This is a genomic window from Actinomyces israelii DSM 43320, assembly GCF_000711965.1.
In the GTDB taxonomy this organism is placed as follows: Bacteria; Actinomycetota; Actinomycetes; order Actinomycetales; family Actinomycetaceae; genus Actinomyces; species Actinomyces israelii.
Genome location: NZ_JONS01000003.1, coordinates 136,335 through 156,038, shown reverse-complemented (window position 1 = coordinate 156,038; position 19,704 = coordinate 136,335). Strand labels below are relative to the sequence as shown.

Sequence of the window (19,704 nt, the reverse complement as noted above, 5' to 3'; positions counted from 1 at the left end):
GCAGGAGCGACGAAAGCCCGGTTATATGGACGTTAATCGGTTGACGTAACGTCTGTCACGAGGCATGATTGTTCCAGCCGGGCCGCGGGCCCGGCGCGCTTCCGACCCGGGAAGGAGGGCGATGACGACCCTCGTCGAAGTGGCCGCCGCGGCGGGCGTGTCCACCGCCACCGCCTCGCTCGTCCTGTCCGGAAAGGACAAGGGACGGGTCTCCCGCAAGACCGCCGAGCGCGTCCGCCTCACCGCGGACTCCATGTCCTACGTGCGCGACGCCCTCGCGGGGGGCATGCGCAACCGCAGGACCCGCACCGTCGGCGTCCTGGGGGAGCAGGTCCTGTCCACCCCCTACGCGGTCGCCATGATCGACGCCATCCTGACCGCCAGCCGCGAGCTCGGCTGGTCCGTCCTGCTCACCGACTCCGGCGGTCAGGAGGAGCAGACCCGCCGAGCCGTGCGCGAGCTGCGGTCCCGCCGGGTCGATGCCATCATCCACGCCGCGATGTACCACCAGGAGGTGCGCGTCCCGCCGGAGGCCGCCAACGTGGCCGTCCTCAACGGCTTCACCGACCGCGACGACGTCGTCGGCGTGGTGCCCGACGAGGAGACCGCCGGCTGGGAGGCGGCGCGGCACCTGATCGGCCTCGGCCACCGGCGCATCGCCTACGTGACCGATGACTCCGGCGCCATCGCCGTCGGCCTGCGCCGGGCCGGCTACGAGCGGGCGCTGGCCGAGGCGGGGCTTGAGACCGATGCGGGCCTGGTCATCTCCGGCCCGAGCACCCCCGCCGGCGCCGACGCCGCCGCCCGGGCCGCCCTGGAGCGGAGCGACCGCCCCACCGCCGTCTTCTGCTTCAAGGACGAGATCGCCGCCGCCGTCTACAGGCAGGCCGCCCGGCTGGGCCTGCGCATCCCCGCCGAGCTGTCCGTCGTCGGCTTCGACGACCTGGCCCTAATCTCCACCAACCTGGCCCCGCCACTGACCACCATGCGCCTGCCCCACTACGAGATGGCGGACTGGCTCGTCAGGGGCCTGATCGACCGCACCCTGCCCGACCCGCCGGCCACCATCCGGTTTCACTGCGAGCTCGTCGAGCGGGCCTCCACCGCACCGCCCGGCGGCGCCTGACCCCCGGGCGCGCACCCGCCGCACACCGCCGGATCCAGTGGACCGGCGACCCGCACCCACCAGGTAGACACAGTAGACACGAAGGAGCGCCCATGTTTCCCAGCCGCCGAGCACTTCTCGGCCTCGGAGCCACCGCCGCGGCGAGCGCGGCCCTGTCCGCCTGCTCATCCCAGGGCGGGTCCAGGCCCGGCACGCTGACGCTGTGGACCCACAGCGCCGGCGGCACCGACGAGTACGCGGTCATCGAGACGATCGCCAACGACTTCAACGCGGCCAACCCCGGCACGAAGATCCAGATCACGGCGTTCCCGCAGGCGGTCTACAACGACTCCATCGTCACGGCCGCCGCCGCGCACGAGCTCCCCGACATCCTCGACCTCGACGGCCCGATCATGCCGAACTGGGCATGGTCCGGCTACCTGGCGCAGCTGGACCTCCCGACCTCGCTGACGGACGCGATGGTGGACTCCGCCAAGGGCCACTTCAACGGCGCCCTCTACTCGGTCGGCCCCTACGACACCTCGCTGTGCTTCCTGGCCCGCAGATCCGCCTTCCAGGCGGCCGGCATCACCGCCCCGACCATCGCCAGGCCCTGGACCAGGGCCGAGTTCGACGCCGCCCTCAAGAGGCTCTCCGAGCTGCCCGACTACGAGCTCGCCGTTGACATGAGCGTGTGGGACACCGCCGAGTGGTGGCCCTACGCCTACGCGCCCATGCTCCAGTCCTTCGGCGGCGACATTATCGACCGCGACACCCTCACCACCGCCGACGGGTTCCTCAACGGCTCCGACGCCGTCGCCTTCGGCACCTGGTTCCGCAGCCTGTTCGCCGACGGCCTGGCCTCCCAGACCCCCGGGACGGACGGCACCGACTTCCTCCAGGGCAAGGTCCCCATGGTCTACGCCGGCGGCTGGAAGGTCCTCAAGGCGCAGGAGACCTTCGGCGCCGAGGAGGTCCTCATCCTCCCGCCGGTCGACTTCGGCAAGGGCGCGAGGGTCGGAGGCGGCTCGTGGCAGTGGGCGGTCTCGGCGAGCTCGAAGAACCAGGAGACGGCGACCAGGTTCATCGAGTTCCTCATGCAGGACGACTACCTCGTGATGTACTCCGACGCCATCGGCACCTACCCGTCGATCGAGTCCGCCATCCCCGGCACCCAGAACTACGGGGCGGGCAGGCCCCTGGAGCCCGTCTACGAGATCGGCAAGGCCTACGCGCTCCTGCGGCCGGCGACGCCCGGCTACAAGGTCATCTCCTCGGTCGTCGACAAGGCCCTCCACGACATCGTCTCCGGCGCCGACGTCCGCAAGACGCTCGACCAGGCCGTCAAGGACATCGACGCCGACATCAGGGCCAACGACGGCTACCGGGCCGAGTAACCGCGGCCCCACCCAGCTCCGATCCATGCGATCCGGCGGGGCGCCGCCTTGCCGGGAAGGGAAGACCACCTATGTCAACTGACAGGCGCAAGGGGCGCCGGTCCGCGCTGCGCAGGGAGGCGCGCCAGGCCTGGCTCATGTCCTCGCCGGCGCTCATCCTCCTGCTGCTCTTCATGGGCATCCCCATCCTGCTGACATTCCTCCTGTCCTTCACCAACGCGCGTCTCATCTCGCCCCGCCCGCCGAGCTTCGTGGGCCTGAACAACTTCATCCGCGCATTCACCGGCGACTCGTCCTTCATCCGGTCCCTGACCAACACGGCGCTCTTCGCCCTGGTCGTCGTGCCCTGCCAGTCCGCCCTGGCCCTCGCCCTGGCCATCCTGGTCAACGCCAAGGTCAAGGGGGTGACGGCCTTCCGCACCATGATCTTCATGCCGGTGGTCACCTCCATGGTCGTCGTCTCCATCCTGTGGAGCTTCTTCTACGAGGACGACGGCCTGTTCAACTCCGCGCTCAACACCATCACCGGCGGCGCCTGGACCGCCGTGGCCTGGCTCAACAACCCGGGCACCGCCATGCCCGCGATCATCGTGCTGTCCATCTGGCAGGCCGTGGGCCTGCACATGATCATCTGGCTGTCGGGCCTGCAGGGCATCGACCCCGCCCTCTACGAGGCCGCCGACCTCGACGGCGCGGGCGGCTGGCAGCGCTTCCGCTACGTGACCTGGCCCGGACTGCGCTCCACCATGGTGTTCATCCTGGTCACCATCACCATCGCGGCCCTGGGCCTGTTCGTCCAGGTCGACGTCATGACCTCCGGCGGGCCGCAGGACGCGACATCCACCCTCGTCTACCACGCCGTGCGCAAGGGCTACCGCGAGCAGGACATGGGCTACGGGAGCGCGATCTCCCTGATCTTCTTCCTGGCCGTGCTCGCCATCTCGCTCATCCAGCGCCGCCTCACCCGGGAGAAGGACTGACATGACCACCAGCAACACGGGCACCGCCGGCCGCACCGCCGTCGAGAAGGGGCACGGCCGGGCGGCCTCCAGGACCCGCGCCAGGATCCTCACCTACGCCGGACTCGTGATCGCCTCCGCCCTGGCCGTCTTCCCGCTGCTGTTCATGGTGTTCTCCTCGCTCAAGACCGACGACCAGATCTTCGCCGACCTGGGCGGCCTCAGGGCCTTCCTGCCGGTGGGCCGCCTGAGCCTGGAGAACTACACGGGCGTCTTCGAGCGCGTCCCCGCGGGCAGGTTCATCCTCAACTCGGTCATCGTCACCGCGTGCATCGTGGGCCTGGGCCTCGTGGTCAACTCGATGATCGGCTTCGCCATCTCGCGCATGCGGTGGAGGGGCAAGAACCTCGTGCTCTCCCTGGTCCTGGCCACCCTCATGGTCCCCTTCGAGACCATCGCGGTCCCCCTGGTGTACTGGGTGGTCAAGCTGCCCTCGGTCACCTGGGCGGGCGACGGCTTCCTGCTCAAGCAGGGGATGCTCAACACCTACCAGGTGCAGATCCTGCCCTTCGTGGCCAACGCGCTGGCGATCTTCCTTTTCGCCCAGCACTTCGGCGACATCCCCAAGGAGATCGACGAGGCCGCCCGGGTCGACGGCGCCGGCTGGTGGACGATCTACCGGCGGATCGTGGTGCCCCTGTCCGGGCCGACCTTCGCCACTGTCGCCATCATCACCATGCTGCCGGCCTGGAACTCCTACCTGTGGCCGCTCATGGTCGTCCAGGCGGAGTCCATACGCCCGGTGAGCGTGGGAATGCAGTACTTCTTCCAGCTCAACCCCGTATGGGGCCAGATCATGGCCTACGGCACGCTCATCACCCTGCCGGTGCTGGTCGTCTTCGTCCTGTTCCAGCGCTCCTTCGTGCAGTCGCTGGCCGGCACCGCGGTCAAGGGCTGAGCCGTGGCGCTGCGCCTGCCCGACCACTGGCTGTGGGACCACTGGATCGCCGACGACGGCGAGCGGTACCACCTGTTCTTCCTGCGCGCCTCGCGGGCGCTGCACGACCCCCAGCGCCGCCACATGAACGCGTCGATGGGGCACGCGGTGTCCGACGACGCCCGCAGCTGGGAGCTGGTCCCGGACGCGCTGGTGGCCCGCGAGGGCCCCGCCTTCGACGACAGGGCGGTCTGGACCGGGTCCACCGTGGTCAGGCCCGACGGCTCCCTGCGGGTGTTCTACACGGGGATCTCCCGCGCCGAGGCGGGGATGGTCCAGCGCATCGGCTGGGCGGACTGCGCCGACGGCGTCACGTTCGAGCGCGCGACGAGCGAGCCGCTGGTGGCCGACGGGCGCTGGTACCAGAAGTGGGCCCCGGGCTGCGGCTACGACGAGGCCTGGCGCGACCCGTTCGTGTTCCTCCACGACGACGGGCGGTGGCACATGCTGATCACGGCTCGCGCCAAGGGCGCGGACGTCAAGCACGCGGGCGTCGTCGGCCACGCGGTCTCCGACGACCTGGACCACTGGGAGGTGGCGCCCCCGCTGACCGGGCCGTCCGTGTTCGGCCATCTGGAGGTCAGCCAGTCCCGGACGGTGCAGGGACACCACCTGCTGGTCTTCTCCTGCGGGCAGGACATGCAGGCCGAGCCGGGGCCCGGCGGCGTCTGGGTCGCCGAGGGGGGCGGACCGCTCGGCCCCTGGGACGTCGACCGCGCCCGCTACGTGCGCCCCGAGCACCTCTACGCCGGCCAGCTGCTCCGCCTGCGCGACGGCGAGTGGGTCTTCACGGGCTTCACCGACACGGTCGACGGCGTCTTCGTCGGCTGCGCGCCCGACCCGATCCCCTGGCGGGAGGTCCGGCTCGTCGAGCGGGACCGAGGCGCGGCGCCGCGGCCCGCGTCCCGGCGGGCCTGACTCGCGTCTTCTCGCGGCGGGGCCGGGCCGCCACCACCGGGGCCGACCCCGCCGCCGGGCGCGCTCCGCATCCGCCCGACCGGTTTCCGCCATTGGCGAAATAATCGTGAACGCGATTCGCTTTTGTGCGTCATGCGTGCTCGATTCCACGTCGAGACAGGGCGTCTGGAACTTGCCAGCGTTGAATATGGGAAGGAAGATCTTGGTTAAAGTTGGATGGAGACACCGGCCGACCCGGTGGCCCATCGCTTGTGGAACCGACGCGGCGAAGGAGGGGCAGGCATGAGTCACGCCGATGACGACTCCACGCGTGCCCGCGTCCTCGATCTCATTGTCGCCAAGGGCCCCGTGTCCGCCGCGCAGCTCGCCAAGATCCTCTCCCTGACCCCGGCGGCCGTCCGACGCCACATCACGGCCCTGGAGGAGGACGGCGAGATCCAGGTGCACACCGCGGCCCCGCCCGGAAAGCGCGGACGCGGGCGGCCGGCCCGCCACTATGTGGCCACCCGCGCCGCCCGGACCACCTTCGCCGAGGGCTACTCCGAGATCGCCAACCGGGCCCTGTCCTACCTCCAGCAGGTCGCCGGGGACAAGGCGCTGGACTCCTTCGCCGCCTCGCGCGGGCGGGACCTCGAACGGCGGTACATGTCGGTCGTCGAGGCGGCCGGCAAGGACCCGGCCGACCGGGCCCGCGCGCTGGCCGACGCCCTGACCCTGGACGGTTACGCGGCCACCATTCGCGATGTCGGAGACGGCACCTACGCTGTCCAGCTGTGCCAGGGGCACTGCCCCGTGCGCGACGTCGCCGGCAAGTTCCACGAGCTGTGCGAGGCCGAGACCCAGGCCTTCTCCCGGCTCCTGGGCGTGCCCGTACAGCGCCTGGCCACTCTGGCCGGGGGCGAGCACGTGTGCACCACTCACATTCCCATAGCCATGCCGACCCTGCGCAGGCGCGCCGTGCGGGCGGCGCACACCCGCAGGGCCCGGGCCCAGCGAACGGAAGGAACCCGATGACACTACCCACGACCGATGCGCCTCGCGTGAGCGACGACGAGATCATCGACTCGATCTCGACCACCTACGACTTCGGCTGGCACGACTCCGACGAGGCCGGCCGGAATGCCAGGCGCGGTCTCGACGAGCAGGTCGTTCGGGAGATCTCGGCGCTCAAGGGCGAACCGGAGTGGATGCTCGCCAAGCGGCTCAAGGCGTACGAGATCTTCGAGCGCAAACCCATGCCGACCTGGGGCATCGACCTCTCGCCCCTCGACCTGGACGAGGTCAAGTACTTCGTGCGCTCCACCGACCGGCCCGCCACGTCCTGGGACGACCTGCCCGAGGACATCAAGACCACCTACGAACGTATCGGCATCCCCGAGGCCGAGCGCGAGCGGCTCGTGTCCGGGGTCGCCGCCCAGTACGAGTCCGAGGTCGTCTACCACCAGATCCGCGGCGACCTGGAGCAGCAGGGCGTCATCTTCCTCGACACCGACACCGCCCTCAAGGAGCATCCCGAGCTGGTGCGCGAGTACTTCGGCACCGTGATCCCCGCCGGGGACAACAAGTTCGCCGCGCTCAACACGGCCGTGTGGTCCGGCGGCTCCTTCATCTATGTGCCGCCCGGCGTCCACGTCGAGATCCCCCTCCAGGCCTACTTCCGCATCAACACCGAGAACATGGGCCAGTTCGAGCGCACGCTCATTATCGCCGACGAGGACTCCTACGTGCACTACGTCGAGGGCTGCACCGCCCCCATCTACTCCACGGACTCCCTGCACGCGGCGATCGTGGAGATCATCGTCAAGAAGAACGCCCGCGTGCGCTACACGACCATCCAGAACTGGTCCAACAACGTCTACAACCTCGTCACTCAGCGGGCCACCTGCGCCGAGGGCGCCACCATGGAGTGGGTCGACGGCAATATCGGCTCCAAGCGCAACATGAAGTACCCGGCCGTCTTCCTCATGGGGCCCCACGCCCGCGGCGAGGCCCTGTCCATCGCCTTCGCCGGCGAGGGGCAGCACCAGGACACCGGCGCCAAGATGATCCACATGGCGCCCCACACCTCCAGCCACATCGTCTCCAAGTCGATCTCCCGGGGCGGGGGCCGCTCCGGCTACCGGGGGCTGGTCCAGATCCTGAAGAACGCCCGCCACTCCAAGTCCAACGTCCTGTGCGACGCCCTGCTGGTCGATGAGATCTCGCGCTCCGACACCTACCCCTACGTGGACGTGCGCACCGACGACGTCGAGATGGGCCACGAGGCGACCGTGTCCAAGGTGAGCGCCGACCAGCTCTTCTACCTCATGCAGCGCGGGCTGACCGAGACCGAGGCCATGGCCACCATCGTGCGCGGCTTCGTCGAGCCCATCGCCCGCGAGCTGCCCATGGAGTACGCCCTGGAGCTCAACCGCCTCATCGAGCTGCAGATGGAGAACTCGGTGGGCTGAGGCCGCCGACACCACCGGCTCCCGCCGGCCTCGCCCACGTCCTCATCATGATCCCACCAGCCGCCGGGCACCGCCCGGCACAGGAGTGCTCAATGCCCGATCTTCTCACCGACCACTCGCACGCGTCGCTGGAGGGAGCACACTCCCACGGCCCCGCCCGTTACGTCTCCTCGCGGGCCGACCGGCCCACGTCCTTCGAGCCGGCCGACATCCCGGTGCCGGGCGGCCGCGAGGAGGAGTGGCGCTTCACCCCCATGAGGCGCTTCGCCCCCCTGTTCGACCTCGAGGCCGTCCGCGCGGCGACCGGCGGGGGCGGGGCCCTCGACGCCGCCGTGGACGCCCCCCGGGGCGTCACGGTCGAGACCGTCACCCGCGACGACGCCCGCATCGGCTCCGTCGGCGCGCCCGTGGACCGCACCGGCATCACGGCCTGGGCCGGCTTCACCGAGGCCACCGTGCTGACGCTCACCGCCGGCGCCGAGCTGGACCGCGCCGTCCGCCTGACCGTTGCGGGCCACGACCCGGGTCTCGACCTCCCCACCGCCCAGCACATCCACATCGCCGCGCAGCCGGGCGCCAGGGGCACGGTGCTCCTGGACCACACCGGCACCGCGGCGCTGACCCAGGGCGTGGAGGTCGCCGTCGCCGACGGCGCCGAGCTGACCCTGGTGACCGTCCAAGGCTGGGAGGACGCCGCCGTCCACGCCTCCAACCACCGGGTGCGCGTTGAGGGGCACGGCGTCCTCAGGCACGTCGTCGTGAGCCTCGGCGGGGACGTGCGCATCTGCTCCGACCTCGGCTTCTGCGGGGAGGGCGGGCGCATCGAGGCCTTCGGCGTCTACTTCACCGACGCCGGCCAGCACCAGGAGCACCGCCCCTACGTCGCCCACACCGAGCCGCACTGCTACTCGCGCATCACCTACAAGGGCGCCCTCCAGGGCAGGGGCGCCCACGCCGTGTGGGTGGGGGACTGCCTCATCGGCGCCGGCGCCCGCGGCACCGACACCTACGAGCTCAACCGCAACCTCGTCCTGACCGAGGGCGCCAAGGCCGACTCCATCCCCAACCTCGAGATCGAGAACGGCAATATCGAAGGGGCGGGCCACGCCAGCGCCACCGGCCGCTTCGACGACCAGCAGCTGTTCTACCTGCGCGCCCGCGGCATCCCCGAGATCGAGGCCCGCCGCCTGGTCGTCCTGGGCTTCTTCAACGAGATCGTCGCCGAGATCGGCGTCCCCGAGGTCGAGGAGCGGCTCATGGCCGCCATTGAGAAGGAGCTCGAGCTCACCGGCCTCGTCTCCGCCCGCGAGCCCGACGACTCTGACGACTCTGACGACTCTGACGACACGGCCTGAGCCCTGAGAGCGGCGGCACCCGCCCCCACGACACATTGAACAGACTTTCCCCCGGAAGAACACACATGAGCACTCTCGAGATCAACAACCTCCACGTCCAGGTCGCCACCAACGACGGTCCCAAGCCCATTCTCAAGGGCGTCAACCTCTCGGTCGGATCCGGCGAGGTCCACGCCATCATGGGCCCCAACGGCTCGGGCAAGTCGACCCTGGCCTACTCCATCGCCGGCCACCCCGACTACGAGGTCACCGACGGCCAGGTCCTCCTCGACGGCGTCGACCTGCTGGAGATGAGCGTGGACGAGCGCGCCCGCGCCGGCCTCTTCCTGGCCATGCAGTACCCCGTCGAGGTCCCCGGCGTCACCGTCGCCAACTTCCTGCGCACCGCCAAGACCGCCATCGACGGCCATGCGCCCAAGGTCCGCCAGTGGGTCAGCCAGGTCAACGAGGCCATGAAGAACCTGCGCATGGACTCCTCCTTCTCCCAGCGCGACGTCAACGCCGGATTCTCCGGAGGCGAGAAGAAGCGCTTCGAGATCCTCCAGATGGAGCTGCTGCAGCCCCGCTTCGCCGTGCTCGACGAGACCGACTCCGGCCTGGACATCGACGCCCTGCGCATCGTCTCCGAGGGCGTCAACCGCCTCCACGACTCCTCCGAGGCCGGCTTTCTCCTCATCACCCACTACACGCGCATCCTGCGCTACATCACGCCCAGCCACGTCCACGTCTTCGTGGCCGGCCACGTCGCCGAGGAGGGCGGCCCCGACCTGGCCGAGCGCCTCGAGCTGGAGGGCTACGACCGTTACCTCTCCCTGTCCTGAGGCGCTCGGGGCACGGCCCGCCCGCCTGTGCCCTCAGCCGCTGCCCGATTCTCGCCAGGAGGCGCAATACCCATGACACTGCACGATCCGGAGGCGGTCCGGCCGCTGACCGCGGCCGAGGTCGACGCCGTCCGCGCCGACTTCCCCTACCTGGAGCGGCCCGCCCGCAACGGGGAGCCGCTGGCCTACCTCGACTGGGCCGCGACGTCTCAGAAGCCCTCCTGCGTCATGGCCCGGGAGGCGGAGTTCCTCTCCCTGAGCAACGGCGCGGCCGGGCGCTCCACCTACCAGATCGCCGACGAGGCCACCCAGTCCTGGGAGGACGCCCGCGACGCCGTCGCCGCCTTCGTCGGCGCCCGGGGCGGCCAGCTCGTCTTCACCAAGAACGCGACCGAGGCGATCAACCTCGTGGCCCTGGCGATCGGGCACGCCAGCCTCGGCCGTCCCGCCGCGCGCGGGGGGGCGGCCGCGGACGACGCCGACCCCGCCCGCCGTCTGGCGGTCGGTGCGGGCGACGAGATCGTCGTCACCCGCGCTGAGCACCACGCCAACCTCGTGCCCTGGCAGGAGCTCGCCGCCCGCACCGGGGCGGGCCTGCGCTGGCTCGACCTGACCGAGGACGGGCGCATCGACCCGGCCACAGCCGACGCCGTCACCGACCGCACCCGCGTGCTCGCCCTGACCCACGCCTCGAACGTCACCGGGGCGATCACGCCCCTGGCAGACATCCTGCCGGCGGCCCGCGCGGCCGGCGCGCTCGTCGTGCTGGACACCTGCCAGTCGGCGGCCCACCTGCCGCTCGACTTCGCCGCCCTGTCCGACGCCGGCGTGGACGCCATGGCCCTCTCCAGCCACAAGATGCTCGGCCCCACCGGCGTCGGCGCGCTGGTGGCCACCGAGGCGCTGCTCGACGCCATGCCGCCGGTGCTCACCGGCGGCTCCATAATCGAGGTCGTCACCATGGAGTCCTCGACCTACATGCCCGCCCCCGCCCGGTTCGAGGCCGGCAGCCAGCCGCTGGCCCAGGCGGCGGGCTGGGGCACGGCGGTCGGCTACCTGGCGCGACTGGGCATGGACCGCCTCCACGCGGGGGAGCTGGCGCTCACCCGGCGGGTGCTCGACGGGCTCGCCGCCATCGAGGGAGTGCGCCTGCTGGGCCCGGCCGACACGACCGGGCGCCTCGGCGTCGTCGCCTTCACCGTCGCCGGCGTCCACCCCCACGACGTCGGGCAGGTCCTCGACGCCGCCGGCGTGGCCGTGCGCACCGGGCACCACTGCGCCCAGCCGATCCACGCGCACTTCGGCGTGGCGTCCTCGTCGCGGGTATCCTTCGGGCCGACCAGCACCTCCGCCGAGGCCGATCGCCTCCTCGAGGCCGTCGCCTCGGTCCGCAGCTACTTCCGAAGGTGAGCATGAACGACCTCGACCAGCTCTACCAGCAGGTGATCCTCGACCACTCCCGCGAGCGGCACGGGCATGGAGCCCTGACCGATCCCGACGCGACCAGCCACCAGGTCAACCCCACCTGCGGCGACGACATCGAGCTGGGGGTGCGCGTCCGGGACGGCAGGGTCATCGCCGTGGGCTGGGAGGGCGACGGCTGCTCGATCTCCCAGGCCTCCATCTCCGTCATGCACGACCTCGTCGACGGCGCCGACCTGGCCACGGTCGCCCGCCTGGAGAAGGACTTCGACGTCCTCATGCACTCCCGCGGACGCGGCGTGGGGGACGCCGTCCTGGACGAGCTCGAGGACGGCGCCGCCTTCGAGGGCGTCTCGAAGTACCCCAACCGCGTCAAGTGCGCCCTCCTGGGGTGGATGGCGCTCAAGGACGCCCTGGTCAAGGCCGGCGCGGTGCCGCCGGCCGGGCCTGACCGGGCCCGGCCGGACGCCCCTGAATCTCACGCGACCTCACCATCAACCTAAGGAGGAGCCATGATGAGCGAGACCCGTGCCGCCGGCCCGGACAACCCCATGGCCGCCCAGCACACCCCGGCCGTCGGCGGCGATGCCGACGTCGCGGCGATCGAGGAGGCCCTGCGCGACGTCATCGACCCCGAGCTCGGCATCAACGTCGTCGACCTCGGCCTGCTCTACGGCGTCGCCATCGAGCCCGACGGCACGATCGTGCTCGACATGACGCTGACGACCGCGGCCTGCCCGCTGACCGACGTCATCGAGGAGCAGGCCCAGCAGGCCCTCGGCCTCATCGCCGACAAGGTCCGCATCCAGTGGGTGTGGCTGCCGCCGTGGGGCCCGGACAAGATCACCCCCGAGGGCCGCGAGCAGCTGCGCGCTCTGGGCTTCAACGTCTGAACCGGGTGCCGCGGGCCGTACTCGGGCGAGCCGGTTCCGGCGGCAGGGTCGGGGAGATCTCCCCACGGCGGCGGGCGGACCGTGTATTGCCCGCCTTCGAGCGCCCTTGCTAGGGTCCGTCCATGCGTTCCGCGAGTATCCGCTCAGCGAGCGCCGAGATACCGAGATACTGAGAAGTACTGAGGAAGCGATGAAGGGGGAGGCTCCATGCACCAGCTCGTGAGCACGGCCGTGAGCACGGCCGATGACTCGGGACTGCCGGCTGGGCTCAACGGAATGGTCATTCTCGCCACCGTGCTCTATGCGGTCCTGGGCGTCCTGCTTCTCATGCTCTTCGCCTGGCTGATCAACCTGATCTTCAAGCTGGATCTTCGCAGGGAGCTGATCGAGGATCAGAACCCGGGGCTCGGCCTGGCCTTCGCGGGGACCGCCATTGCGATCGCCATCATTATCTCGGCGACCATCAGCGCCTGAGCCCCGCCTTCCCGGAACGGATCGCGGCGCCCAGGGCCGCCAGGGGGAGCAGCCAGGGCCCGAGCCGCCACGCGGGTGACAGGACGTAGTCGCCGTACTCGTAGGCGAGGCTCGCCACGGCGGCGACGGCGCCCCAGACGAGGACGCACGCCCCCGAGGTGAGTGCCGCGCGCACGTGCCGGCCCCGCCGGGCCTGACGGACCGCCGGGTACATGCATGCGGCGAAGACCAGGGCGCTGACGGCCAAGAAGGTCGTCAGCACCGCCGGGTCGGGGAGCGTGCCGAAGGGGGCGTAGTGCGCCTCGCTGTCGCGGGCCGTCCAGTGCCCGATCAGCTGGTCGACCAGGGCCGCGGCCGCCAGGATGACACCCGCGATCACTGACGCCCAGGCCGGGCCGAAGGCTTGCGGTGCTGGGCCGGTCGACGTCGGCGCGTTCGCTTCGTATCGCGTCGATGGTGCGGACGATGTGATTGGCATGAGAACTCCTGTGACGGATTCGGGGTGGTGGGTGAGGAGGGCGGCCGTTGGGGGCCTCGGGAAGCAGCGCGTCAGACGAGTCCAGCGGCCCAGGTGCGGGCCGCCCGTGCCTCCTCCTCGGTGAGAGGCCCCTGGCCGCTTGCGACGACGAAGCTGCGAGTGTCCACGTTCCGGCGCCCGAGCATCTTGGCGATCCGCTTGGCGGCGGAGCCGCTGATCCAGCTGCGCTGGGTGACCGTGTCGATGGCGAGCACGCGCGCTCCCTCGGGGATGGTCGCGGCCTCCAGCCACTCGCGGATGCCGGGCTCCTCAGGGGATCCGCCCTTGGCCTGGGCCGAGCGTCTGGAGGACGGGGTCGGCAGCCCCCGGTTGTGGGTGGGGGCGGCCAGGATGAGGAGAGAAACATCGTCGGGGACTGCCGGTGGTGCCTGGGATGCCGGGACGATGTCGGCCTGGGCGCCGCCCTCCCGCAAGCCTGTTGCAGTCTCCTCGGCGAGTGCCCGGGTGCTCCCGAAGCAGGACTCCACGATCAGCAGTGCTTTCACATCTGTCTCCTTTCAATCGCGTCCGGTTCTCGGACGATGGTGGTGGGAGGAATGGCCAGGGCGGTTGGCGGGACGCCGGGCACGTCCCGATCCTCACCTGCGACGCCGCGTCGTAGGCAAGAGGCCGGCCAGCAGGCCACGTCCGGAGGCCGGAAGCTCGATATCACGTTGCTCAACCCTCAAGGCTCCCGCTCCCAGGCACACAAGCGCGACGGCGATGAGCCACAGGCTTCCGCTCTCGCCCGCCTGGGCGAAGGGGGCCGCGTCTCTCACCTTCTGGGACAGTCCCAGTACTCCGCCCAGCTGGGTGATGCCCAGCCCCGCCAGGACCAGTACCCAGGGCAGGCCGCGCCAGCGGGGAGCGGATCCGCACAGTCCCGCAGTCAGACCCGCGGCGGCGGTCGCGGCGGGCCACTGGCCGCCCACCAGACGCAGCGCATCCCAGGCATCCGTGTCCAGAGCGGAGTCCCCGAGGAACCATGCCACCAGCGCCGCTGCGGCCAGGGAGAGCCCTGCTCCCAGGGACGCGGTGAGCCACCACGACAGCAACAAGCGCCAGGGGCGGATGCCCGTCGCATGCGCCGCCTCAAGGCGTCCTGCAATCTCATCGGCGCCGTAACAGGAGACCAGTGAGATCGCCTGCCCCGCGGCCAGGGACCCGACGATCGCGCCGACATATGCCAGGAAGGCCTGCCCGGCGTCCTTGCCCTCCATGAGCGAACCGAGCGGGCTGTCGTCGGAGACGGCTCCCTGGCGGACCAGGTCGACCACGCCCTCGCCCATGGAGACCAGGATGCCGGTGACCAGAGCGGTTGCTGCGGCCCACGCCAGGCACTGACTGGAGCGCAGCTCCAACGTCAGGCTCAGCGGTCCGGTGACGTGCAGACGACGACCGGACCAGGGGCTGCGCAGGCGGAGCACTCCCAGGCCCAGGTCGCGATGGACGGCGAGCGCGATGGCCGCCCCGATCAGGACGACGCAACCGCCGATCGCCCACAAGCAGGGGGTCCAGGAGCTCTCCCCACCGGGATCGATCGCGGCTCGCAGTCGGAAGGGTGAGACCCGGCCCGCCCAGTCCCAGTCCTGGGAGGCGCGCAGGCCATAGCCGACGAACAGCAGTCCCAGCAGAGACAGGGACAGGACCCGCGTACCGGCGGCATCCTGGACGAGCTGCCCCACCACCAGGGCGGTGCAGGCCAGGAGAAGACAGGTTCCCGTCACCGCGGCCCCGTAGGCCGCGGCGTCCGCGCCCTCGGTCTTGTCGAGTGCGAGCAGGCCGACCCCGGCCGCGGCGCCCAGGAGCAGACACTCCAGGGCCAGCGTCATGACCTGAGCGGCCAGACGCGCCCCCGGGCCCGCCCCAGCCGAGTGAAGCAGCTCTGCGCGCCCCAGGTCCTCCTCGCCCCGGGACCGGGCCACCGCGCGCAGCGTGACGACAATGCCCAGCATGAGGCAGGTCAGGGACCCGAGCTCCCACACTGCGATCTGGACGACGCCGGCGGTAGAGGACAGGTCGCCGTAGAGGAAACGCATGGTCTCGGCGTTCTGGGCGGAGGCCACAGCCTTGGCAAGATCCGCCTGCGTGCGGTAGGTATCGGCGTAGGAGGGAGACAACAAAGCCGTTGCAGCCGCCGTCGTCGCCGGGAGCGCCACAAGCCATGCCCGCTCCTGGACCGCCTCGAGCCGTGCGGCGTGCGCCACCGTGATCAGCATCCGACCGGTACTCATCGGGCGGCCGCCTCGTAGTGCTCGAGGAATACCTCATCCAGGGACACCGGGGAGCAGATCAGCTCCCGGGCCCCTGCGTCCACCAGGATCCTCAAGGTCATGGAGACCTGCGCGGCGGGGATCGAGGCGGACAAGCGCCCCTGCTCGTCGGGCTGGGGCAGTGCCTCGAGCGAGTGCGCAGCAGCGCCGGCACCAGTGACGCCGCTTCTGCTGCCGATGCGCCCGTGCAAGCGGCGCAGGAGGCCCGGTGACCTCAGCGACAGATCGGTTCCCGGCGGCAGCGTGCAGGTGATGCGTGAGGCCCGCAGATGCCGCAGCTCGGCCATCGGCCCGGACTCCACGGTTCGGCCGTCCTTGATGATCGTCACCGCGTCGCAGAGGCGATCGACCTCGGCCATGATGTGGCTGGACATGAGGACTGTGCGGCCCTCGTCGGCCGCCCGGCGCACCGCTTCCATGAAAACCTCCGACTGCAGCGGGTCCAGGCCGCTGGTGGGCTCGTCGAGGATGAGCAACTCGCAGGGGGCGGACAGCGCGGCCACGAGCATGACCTTCTGCCGATTCCCCTTGGAGTAGGAGCGCACCGGTTTGGAGGGGTCGAGGCTGAAGGCCTCGGCCAACGCCTCCTCGCGCCGTCGATCCCGCGCACCGCGCAGCCCGGCCAGGGCGTCCAGGGTCTGGGCGCCGGTCAACCCCGGCCACAGGGCCACGTCGCCGGGCACATAGGCCGTGGTGCGGGTGATCGCCGCGGCGTCGCGGCGCGGATCCATGCCCAGGACCCTGACGGTCCCGGCATCACGGCGGTACATGCCCAGCAGGACACGGATGGTGGTGGACTTGCCCGCTCCGTTGGGGCCGAGGAATCCGTGGACCTGTCCCGGCTGGACCGCCAGGTCGAGGCCATCGACGGCCCGCAGTCGTCCGAAGATCTTGGTCAGGCCGCTCACCTCAATGGCGGTGGTGCGGTTGGCGTGCGACATCATGAGCCCAGGCTCATGTGTGACGCTGCGTCGCACACAACCATGTCACCGTCGATGCGGGTTCCCGGCCGCCGTCCCCGGGTCCGGCGAGTCGTTCACCAGTCAGCGGGATTCAAGGCCTGTCGAACGGGGCCGCCCCAGTCCTGCGCCAGCGGTCGATCGCCTCCATGAAACGATGCTCGACGAACGGCCCGATCCTGGCGTAGTGCGGGTCGACGCCCGCTATGAGGCGGAAGAACGAGCCGACGACTGCGGTATCGACCTGGCTCGCCAGGTGGTGCAGCTGGGCAGAGGAGAGCCGGCGCTCGACCCGGGCGACGATCCGATCGGCGTGCTCCTCCAGCTCGGCGTGCGAGGCGCCCGCGGCCTCCCGCCCGTAGCTCGCCAGCGCCGCGGCGTCCTCGGCCTCATCGGGCTCGAAGAAGAGGAGGTCGGCCTCGGGCGGCATCTGCCCGCGGTAGCAGGCCAGGTCCGTGATGTCGCGCTCGCGGCGCACGGCCGCGCGCGTGCGCTCATCGGGCGCCGCGCGCTCCATGCGGTCGAAGAACGCCACCATGCGCGGCGACATGGGGGAGACGGTGATCCCCTCGCGGGCCCGCCCGAGCAGGTCCGCGAGCATGTCGCGCTGGCGGGCGACATCCTTCAGATGGTTCTCGACGGCGTCCAGGGCCGCGCGCAGGTCCGCGACGACGCCCGCCGCGGGCGCGCCGTCGCGCTCGGAGGCGCTCCGCGGGCGCGCCCCCGCCGGCGTCTCGTCGCAGCCCGGCTCGTCGGCGTCGGCTGCGGCGGGCTCGGCGTCCAGGACCCGGGCGACCGTCTCCAGCGGGACCCCGGCCCGGGTCAGCCAGCGGATGCGAGAGAGCCGGGCGACGTGCGACAGCTCGTAGTCCCGCCACCCGCCGCGCTCCTCGGGCACGGGCAGCAGGCCCAAAGAGTGGTAGTAGCGCACGGTCCTGACGGTTGTGCCCGTGAGCCGGGCAATCTGGGCGACGCGCATGGGAGGAGTCTGCATCATGGCGGGGCGAGTCCGCTCACCGCCCGCCTCGAATACCGGGGCTCGTCAGAGATCCGATCCAGGCACCTGGAAGGTGTCGCACTGCTGCATCGAGCCGGACTCCATGCCGGTGGTGAACCAGCGCACCCGCTGCTCGGAGGAGCCGTGCGTCCACGAGTCGGCGTCGACCCCGCCGCCCGAGCGCTGCTGGATATGGTCGTCTCCGACGGACTCCGCGGCCTGGAGGGCCGAGGAGATCTCCTCCTGGGTCGGCTCGGTCAGGAAGGGCACTCCCGTGTCGGGGTCGGGCGTCGTCGAGGCGTTGTGCACCCATATGCCCGCGTAGCAGTCGGCCTGCAGCTCCAGGCGCACCGAGTCCGAGGTGGCGCCTGTGCCCGAGCGGTCGGTGCGGTCCATGGTGCCGAGCAGGTTCTGGATGTGGTGGCCGAACTCGTGGGCCACGATGTACTCCTCGGCCAGGGGCGTGTCCTGGGCGCCGACGGTGCGCTCCATGTCGGAGAAGAAGCTCATGTCCAGGTAGACAGTCGAGTCCCCAGGGCAGTAGAACGGGCCGACCGACGACGAGGCGGTGCCGCAGGCCGTGCGCACCGACGAGCCGTCCCACAGGCGGAAGCCGGGTTTGGTGTAGGAGGTGGCGGCCTGCGCGGGCAGCTGCTCGCCCCACACGGCGTCCAGCGACTCGGCCGTCGCCGCCATGCGGCACTGGGGATACTGATTGGCGGCATCGCCATTGGCGGTGGTGCCGTCGCCGCACACGGACATGTCGACCGACGGGCCCGACGCCGTGGTGGCGCCCGGGCCGCCGCCCAGCAGCCCGGTCAGGTCGACGCCGGTGAGGTGGCTGATGAGGAGCACGGCTAGGACCACCACGACCGACCCGCCGCCGATCGCGGCGCCGCGGCCCCCGCCGCCGGTGGAGACGCGGTTCGGATCGACCTTGATATCGCGGTTGAAGCTCATGACCACCCCGGAGGAAGAGGAACAGTGCACACAGCCTAGCGTCGTCGGGTGAGCGGTCCGAGTACGCTGGTCGCGTGCTCTACGACCTGCTGTACAAGACCGTCCTGACGCGTACCGACCCCGAGCGGATTCACGACGCGTGCGTCGACGCCATCGAGGTCGTCAGCAGGGTCCCGCTGCTGCGCGACGTGGTGAGGCAGGTGTGGGGGCGCCGCCCCGCCTTCCCCGTGCCCAGCGCCAACCAGGGCGGCCCCCTCGTGCGGCCCGTGCCCGGCCTGCTGGGCCTGGCCGCCGGCATGGACAAGGAGGGGCTGGCCGTCGAGGGCATGGACATGCTCGGCTTCGGCTTCATCGAGGTCGGCACCTTCACCGCCCGCGCCCAGCCCGGCAACAACCGGCCCCGCATGTGGCGCTACCCGCGCACGCGGGCGATCCGCAACCGCATGGGCTTCAACAACTCCGGCGCCGACGAGGCCGCCCGCCGCCTGCGCCGCCTGCGCTCGAGCGTGCGGGGCCGCTCCATCGTCGTGGGCGCCAACATCGGCAAGACCAAGGCCACCGCGCTGGCCGGCGCCGTGGCCGACTACCGCTACTCGGCCGGCGCCGTGGCGCGCTGGGCCGACTACCTGGTCGTCAACGTCTCCAGCCCCAACACCCCCGGCCTGCGCAGCCTCCAGGACGTCGGCGCGCTGCGCCCCATCCTGGAGGCGGTGCGCGAGGCCGGCGACGCCGCCGCCCACCGCCACGTGCCGCTCCTGGTCAAGATCGCCCCCGACCTGGTAGACGAGGACATCGACGCCGTGGCCGACCTGGTCGCCGACATGGGTCTGGACGGGGTGGTCGCCACCAATACCACCATCGACCACGACCTCGGCGAGGGCGGCCTGTCCGGCGCCCCGCTGCTGCCGCGCTCCCTGGAGGTCGTGCGCCGCCTGCGCGACCGCCTGGGGGAGGGGCCCATCATTATCGGGGTGGGCGGCATCTCCTCCATTATGGACGCCGAGCTCATGCTCGACGCGGGCGCCGACCTGCTCCAGGCCTACACGGCCTTCGTCTACAACGGCCCGGCCTGGCCCGGTCGCATCAACCGGGCCCTGGCGACCATTCGCCGCCGCTGAGAGCGGGCGGATGCTGCTCGGCACCGGCATCTGATAGCCTGGCTCCCAACTAAGAGGGAGAAGAGGCTGCCCGTGGGGTCGGGCCGGCA

The 19,704-nt window shown here is 71.0% G+C and carries 20 protein-coding genes; 14 read left to right on the top strand and 6 right to left on the bottom strand.

Translation table 11 applies throughout. The features are described from left to right. Nucleotides 1–121: 121 nt before the first annotated feature. The 13 genes from O145_RS02585 (at nt 122) to O145_RS02525 (ending at nt 12,791) form a co-directional block, all read left to right on the top strand. Nucleotides 122–1,126: a LacI family DNA-binding transcriptional regulator gene (locus tag O145_RS02585; protein WP_043559282.1), complete on the top strand. Its 1,005-nt coding sequence runs from the start codon at nt 122–124 to the stop codon at nt 1,124–1,126. 92 nt (nt 1,127–1,218) lie between these two features. After that, nucleotides 1,219–2,502 carry an extracellular solute-binding protein gene (locus O145_RS02580; protein ID WP_043559279.1) on the top strand — a complete coding sequence of 428 codons (1,284 nt, stop codon included), beginning with the start codon at nt 1,219–1,221 and terminating at the stop codon, nt 2,500–2,502. A gap of 71 nt (nt 2,503–2,573) precedes the next feature. Then, a complete protein-coding gene (locus O145_RS02575) occupies nt 2,574–3,482 on the top strand; it encodes a carbohydrate ABC transporter permease (RefSeq protein ID WP_043559275.1) in 909 nt (302 codons plus the stop codon). Between the two features lies 1 nt (nt 3,483). Beyond that, nucleotides 3,484–4,419 (top strand): carbohydrate ABC transporter permease, encoded by a 936-nt coding sequence (locus O145_RS02570; protein ID WP_043559273.1) that lies wholly within the window; start codon nt 3,484–3,486, stop codon nt 4,417–4,419. 3 nt (nt 4,420–4,422) lie between these two features. Next, on the top strand, nt 4,423–5,376 hold the full coding sequence (locus tag O145_RS02565) for a glycoside hydrolase family protein (protein WP_052374567.1): 954 nt from the start codon (nt 4,423–4,425) through the stop codon (nt 5,374–5,376). 282 nt (nt 5,377–5,658) lie between these two features. Further along, entirely contained in the window at nt 5,659–6,390 is a 732-nt protein-coding gene (locus tag O145_RS02560; protein WP_043559270.1) for a helix-turn-helix transcriptional regulator, read from the top strand. Further along, complete coding sequence (gene sufB / locus O145_RS02555) at nt 6,387–7,826, top strand: Fe-S cluster assembly protein SufB (RefSeq protein ID WP_043559267.1); 1,440 nt, start codon at nt 6,387–6,389, stop codon at nt 7,824–7,826. The genes O145_RS02560 and sufB overlap by 4 nt, the downstream gene beginning before the upstream one ends. A 92-nt stretch (nt 7,827–7,918) precedes the next feature. After that, nucleotides 7,919–9,181 carry a Fe-S cluster assembly protein SufD gene (gene sufD, locus O145_RS02550; RefSeq protein WP_043559265.1) on the top strand — a complete coding sequence of 421 codons (1,263 nt, stop codon included), beginning with the start codon at nt 7,919–7,921 and terminating at the stop codon, nt 9,179–9,181. 65 nt (nt 9,182–9,246) lie between these two features. Then, nucleotides 9,247–10,002, top strand: a complete 756-nt coding sequence (sufC, locus tag O145_RS02545; protein WP_043559262.1) for a Fe-S cluster assembly ATPase SufC — start codon at nt 9,247–9,249, stop codon at nt 10,000–10,002. A 72-nt stretch (nt 10,003–10,074) separates the two neighbouring features. Continuing rightward, on the top strand, nt 10,075–11,412 hold the full coding sequence (locus tag O145_RS02540) for an aminotransferase class V-fold PLP-dependent enzyme (RefSeq protein ID WP_043559259.1): 1,338 nt from the start codon (nt 10,075–10,077) through the stop codon (nt 11,410–11,412). Between the two features lie 2 nt (nt 11,413–11,414). Beyond that, complete coding sequence (gene sufU / locus O145_RS02535) at nt 11,415–11,927, top strand: Fe-S cluster assembly sulfur transfer protein SufU (RefSeq protein ID WP_043559256.1); 513 nt, start codon at nt 11,415–11,417, stop codon at nt 11,925–11,927. A gap of 12 nt (nt 11,928–11,939) precedes the next feature. Continuing rightward, the gene (locus O145_RS02530; protein ID WP_229118300.1) at nt 11,940–12,317 is read left to right on the top strand and encodes a metal-sulfur cluster assembly factor; all 378 of its coding nucleotides are present in this window, start codon (nt 11,940–11,942) and stop codon (nt 12,315–12,317) included. A gap of 276 nt (nt 12,318–12,593) precedes the next feature. Next, nucleotides 12,594–12,791 (top strand): DUF350 domain-containing protein, encoded by a 198-nt coding sequence (locus O145_RS02525; RefSeq protein ID WP_311136111.1) that lies wholly within the window; start codon nt 12,594–12,596, stop codon nt 12,789–12,791. Here O145_RS02525 and O145_RS02520 read toward each other — a convergent pair. The 6 genes from O145_RS02520 to ypfJ form a co-directional block, all read right to left on the bottom strand. Continuing rightward, nucleotides 12,781–13,269 (bottom strand): hypothetical protein, encoded by a 489-nt coding sequence (locus tag O145_RS02520; RefSeq protein WP_043559248.1) that lies wholly within the window; start codon nt 13,267–13,269, stop codon nt 12,781–12,783. The two genes, O145_RS02525 and O145_RS02520, sit on opposite strands and share 11 nt — an antisense overlap. Nucleotides 13,270–13,340: 71 nt before the next feature. Then, a complete protein-coding gene (locus O145_RS02515; protein WP_043559244.1) occupies nt 13,341–13,814 on the bottom strand; it encodes a flavodoxin family protein in 474 nt (157 codons plus the stop codon). Nucleotides 13,815–13,907: 93 nt separating this feature from the next. Continuing rightward, complete coding sequence (locus tag O145_RS02510; RefSeq protein ID WP_052374565.1) at nt 13,908–15,542, bottom strand: hypothetical protein; 1,635 nt, start codon at nt 15,540–15,542, stop codon at nt 13,908–13,910. Continuing rightward, on the bottom strand, nt 15,539–16,525 hold the full coding sequence (locus tag O145_RS02505; RefSeq protein WP_324252489.1) for an ABC transporter ATP-binding protein: 987 nt from the start codon (nt 16,523–16,525) through the stop codon (nt 15,539–15,541). Before O145_RS02505 ends, O145_RS02510 begins: the two co-directional genes overlap by 4 nt. 109 nt (nt 16,526–16,634) lie before the next feature. Beyond that, nucleotides 16,635–17,519: a MerR family transcriptional regulator gene (locus O145_RS02500; RefSeq protein ID WP_043559241.1), complete on the bottom strand. Its 885-nt coding sequence runs from the start codon at nt 17,517–17,519 to the stop codon at nt 16,635–16,637. A gap of 63 nt (nt 17,520–17,582) precedes the next feature. Then, nucleotides 17,583–18,497 carry a KPN_02809 family neutral zinc metallopeptidase gene (ypfJ, locus tag O145_RS02495; protein WP_043559399.1) on the bottom strand — a complete coding sequence of 305 codons (915 nt, stop codon included), beginning with the start codon at nt 18,495–18,497 and terminating at the stop codon, nt 17,583–17,585. A 74-nt stretch (nt 18,498–18,571) separates the two neighbouring features. On the opposite strand from ypfJ, the gene O145_RS02490 reads away from it, so the two are divergent. Next, nucleotides 18,572–19,615, top strand: coding sequence for a quinone-dependent dihydroorotate dehydrogenase (locus O145_RS02490; RefSeq protein WP_043559240.1), 1,044 nt, complete (start codon nt 18,572–18,574; stop codon nt 19,613–19,615). Nucleotides 19,616–19,704: the final 89 nt, after the last annotated feature.

Bases quoted from the DNA above. Each gene is read 5' to 3' on its own strand.
- O145_RS02585 (WP_043559282.1), top strand. From the start codon at position 122: ATGACGACCCTCGTCGAAGTGGCCGCCGCGGCGGGCGTGTCCACCGCC.
- O145_RS02580 (WP_043559279.1), top strand. From the start codon at position 1,219: ATGTTTCCCAGCCGCCGAGCACTTCTCGGCCTCGGAGCCACCGCCGCG.
- O145_RS02575 (WP_043559275.1), top strand. From the start codon at position 2,574: ATGTCAACTGACAGGCGCAAGGGGCGCCGGTCCGCGCTGCGCAGGGAG.
- O145_RS02570 (WP_043559273.1), top strand. From the start codon at position 3,484: ATGACCACCAGCAACACGGGCACCGCCGGCCGCACCGCCGTCGAGAAG.
- O145_RS02560 (WP_043559270.1), top strand. From the start codon at position 5,659: ATGAGTCACGCCGATGACGACTCCACGCGTGCCCGCGTCCTCGATCTC.
- sufB (WP_043559267.1), top strand. From the start codon at position 6,387: ATGACACTACCCACGACCGATGCGCCTCGCGTGAGCGACGACGAGATC.
- sufD (WP_043559265.1), top strand. From the start codon at position 7,919: ATGCCCGATCTTCTCACCGACCACTCGCACGCGTCGCTGGAGGGAGCA.
- sufC (WP_043559262.1), top strand. From the start codon at position 9,247: ATGAGCACTCTCGAGATCAACAACCTCCACGTCCAGGTCGCCACCAAC.
- O145_RS02540 (WP_043559259.1), top strand. From the start codon at position 10,075: ATGACACTGCACGATCCGGAGGCGGTCCGGCCGCTGACCGCGGCCGAG.
- sufU (WP_043559256.1), top strand. From the start codon at position 11,415: ATGAACGACCTCGACCAGCTCTACCAGCAGGTGATCCTCGACCACTCC.
- O145_RS02530 (WP_229118300.1), top strand. From the start codon at position 11,940: ATGAGCGAGACCCGTGCCGCCGGCCCGGACAACCCCATGGCCGCCCAG.
- O145_RS02525 (WP_311136111.1), top strand. From the start codon at position 12,594: ATGGTCATTCTCGCCACCGTGCTCTATGCGGTCCTGGGCGTCCTGCTT.
- O145_RS02520 (WP_043559248.1), bottom strand. From the start codon at position 13,269: ATGCCAATCACATCGTCCGCACCATCGACGCGATACGAAGCGAACGCG.
- O145_RS02510 (WP_052374565.1), bottom strand. From the start codon at position 15,542: ATGAGTACCGGTCGGATGCTGATCACGGTGGCGCACGCCGCACGGCTC.
- O145_RS02505 (WP_324252489.1), bottom strand. From the start codon at position 16,525: ATGATGTCGCACGCCAACCGCACCACCGCCATTGAGGTGAGCGGCCTG.
- O145_RS02500 (WP_043559241.1), bottom strand. From the start codon at position 17,519: ATGCGCGTCGCCCAGATTGCCCGGCTCACGGGCACAACCGTCAGGACC.
- ypfJ (WP_043559399.1), bottom strand. From the start codon at position 18,497: ATGAGCTTCAACCGCGATATCAAGGTCGATCCGAACCGCGTCTCCACC.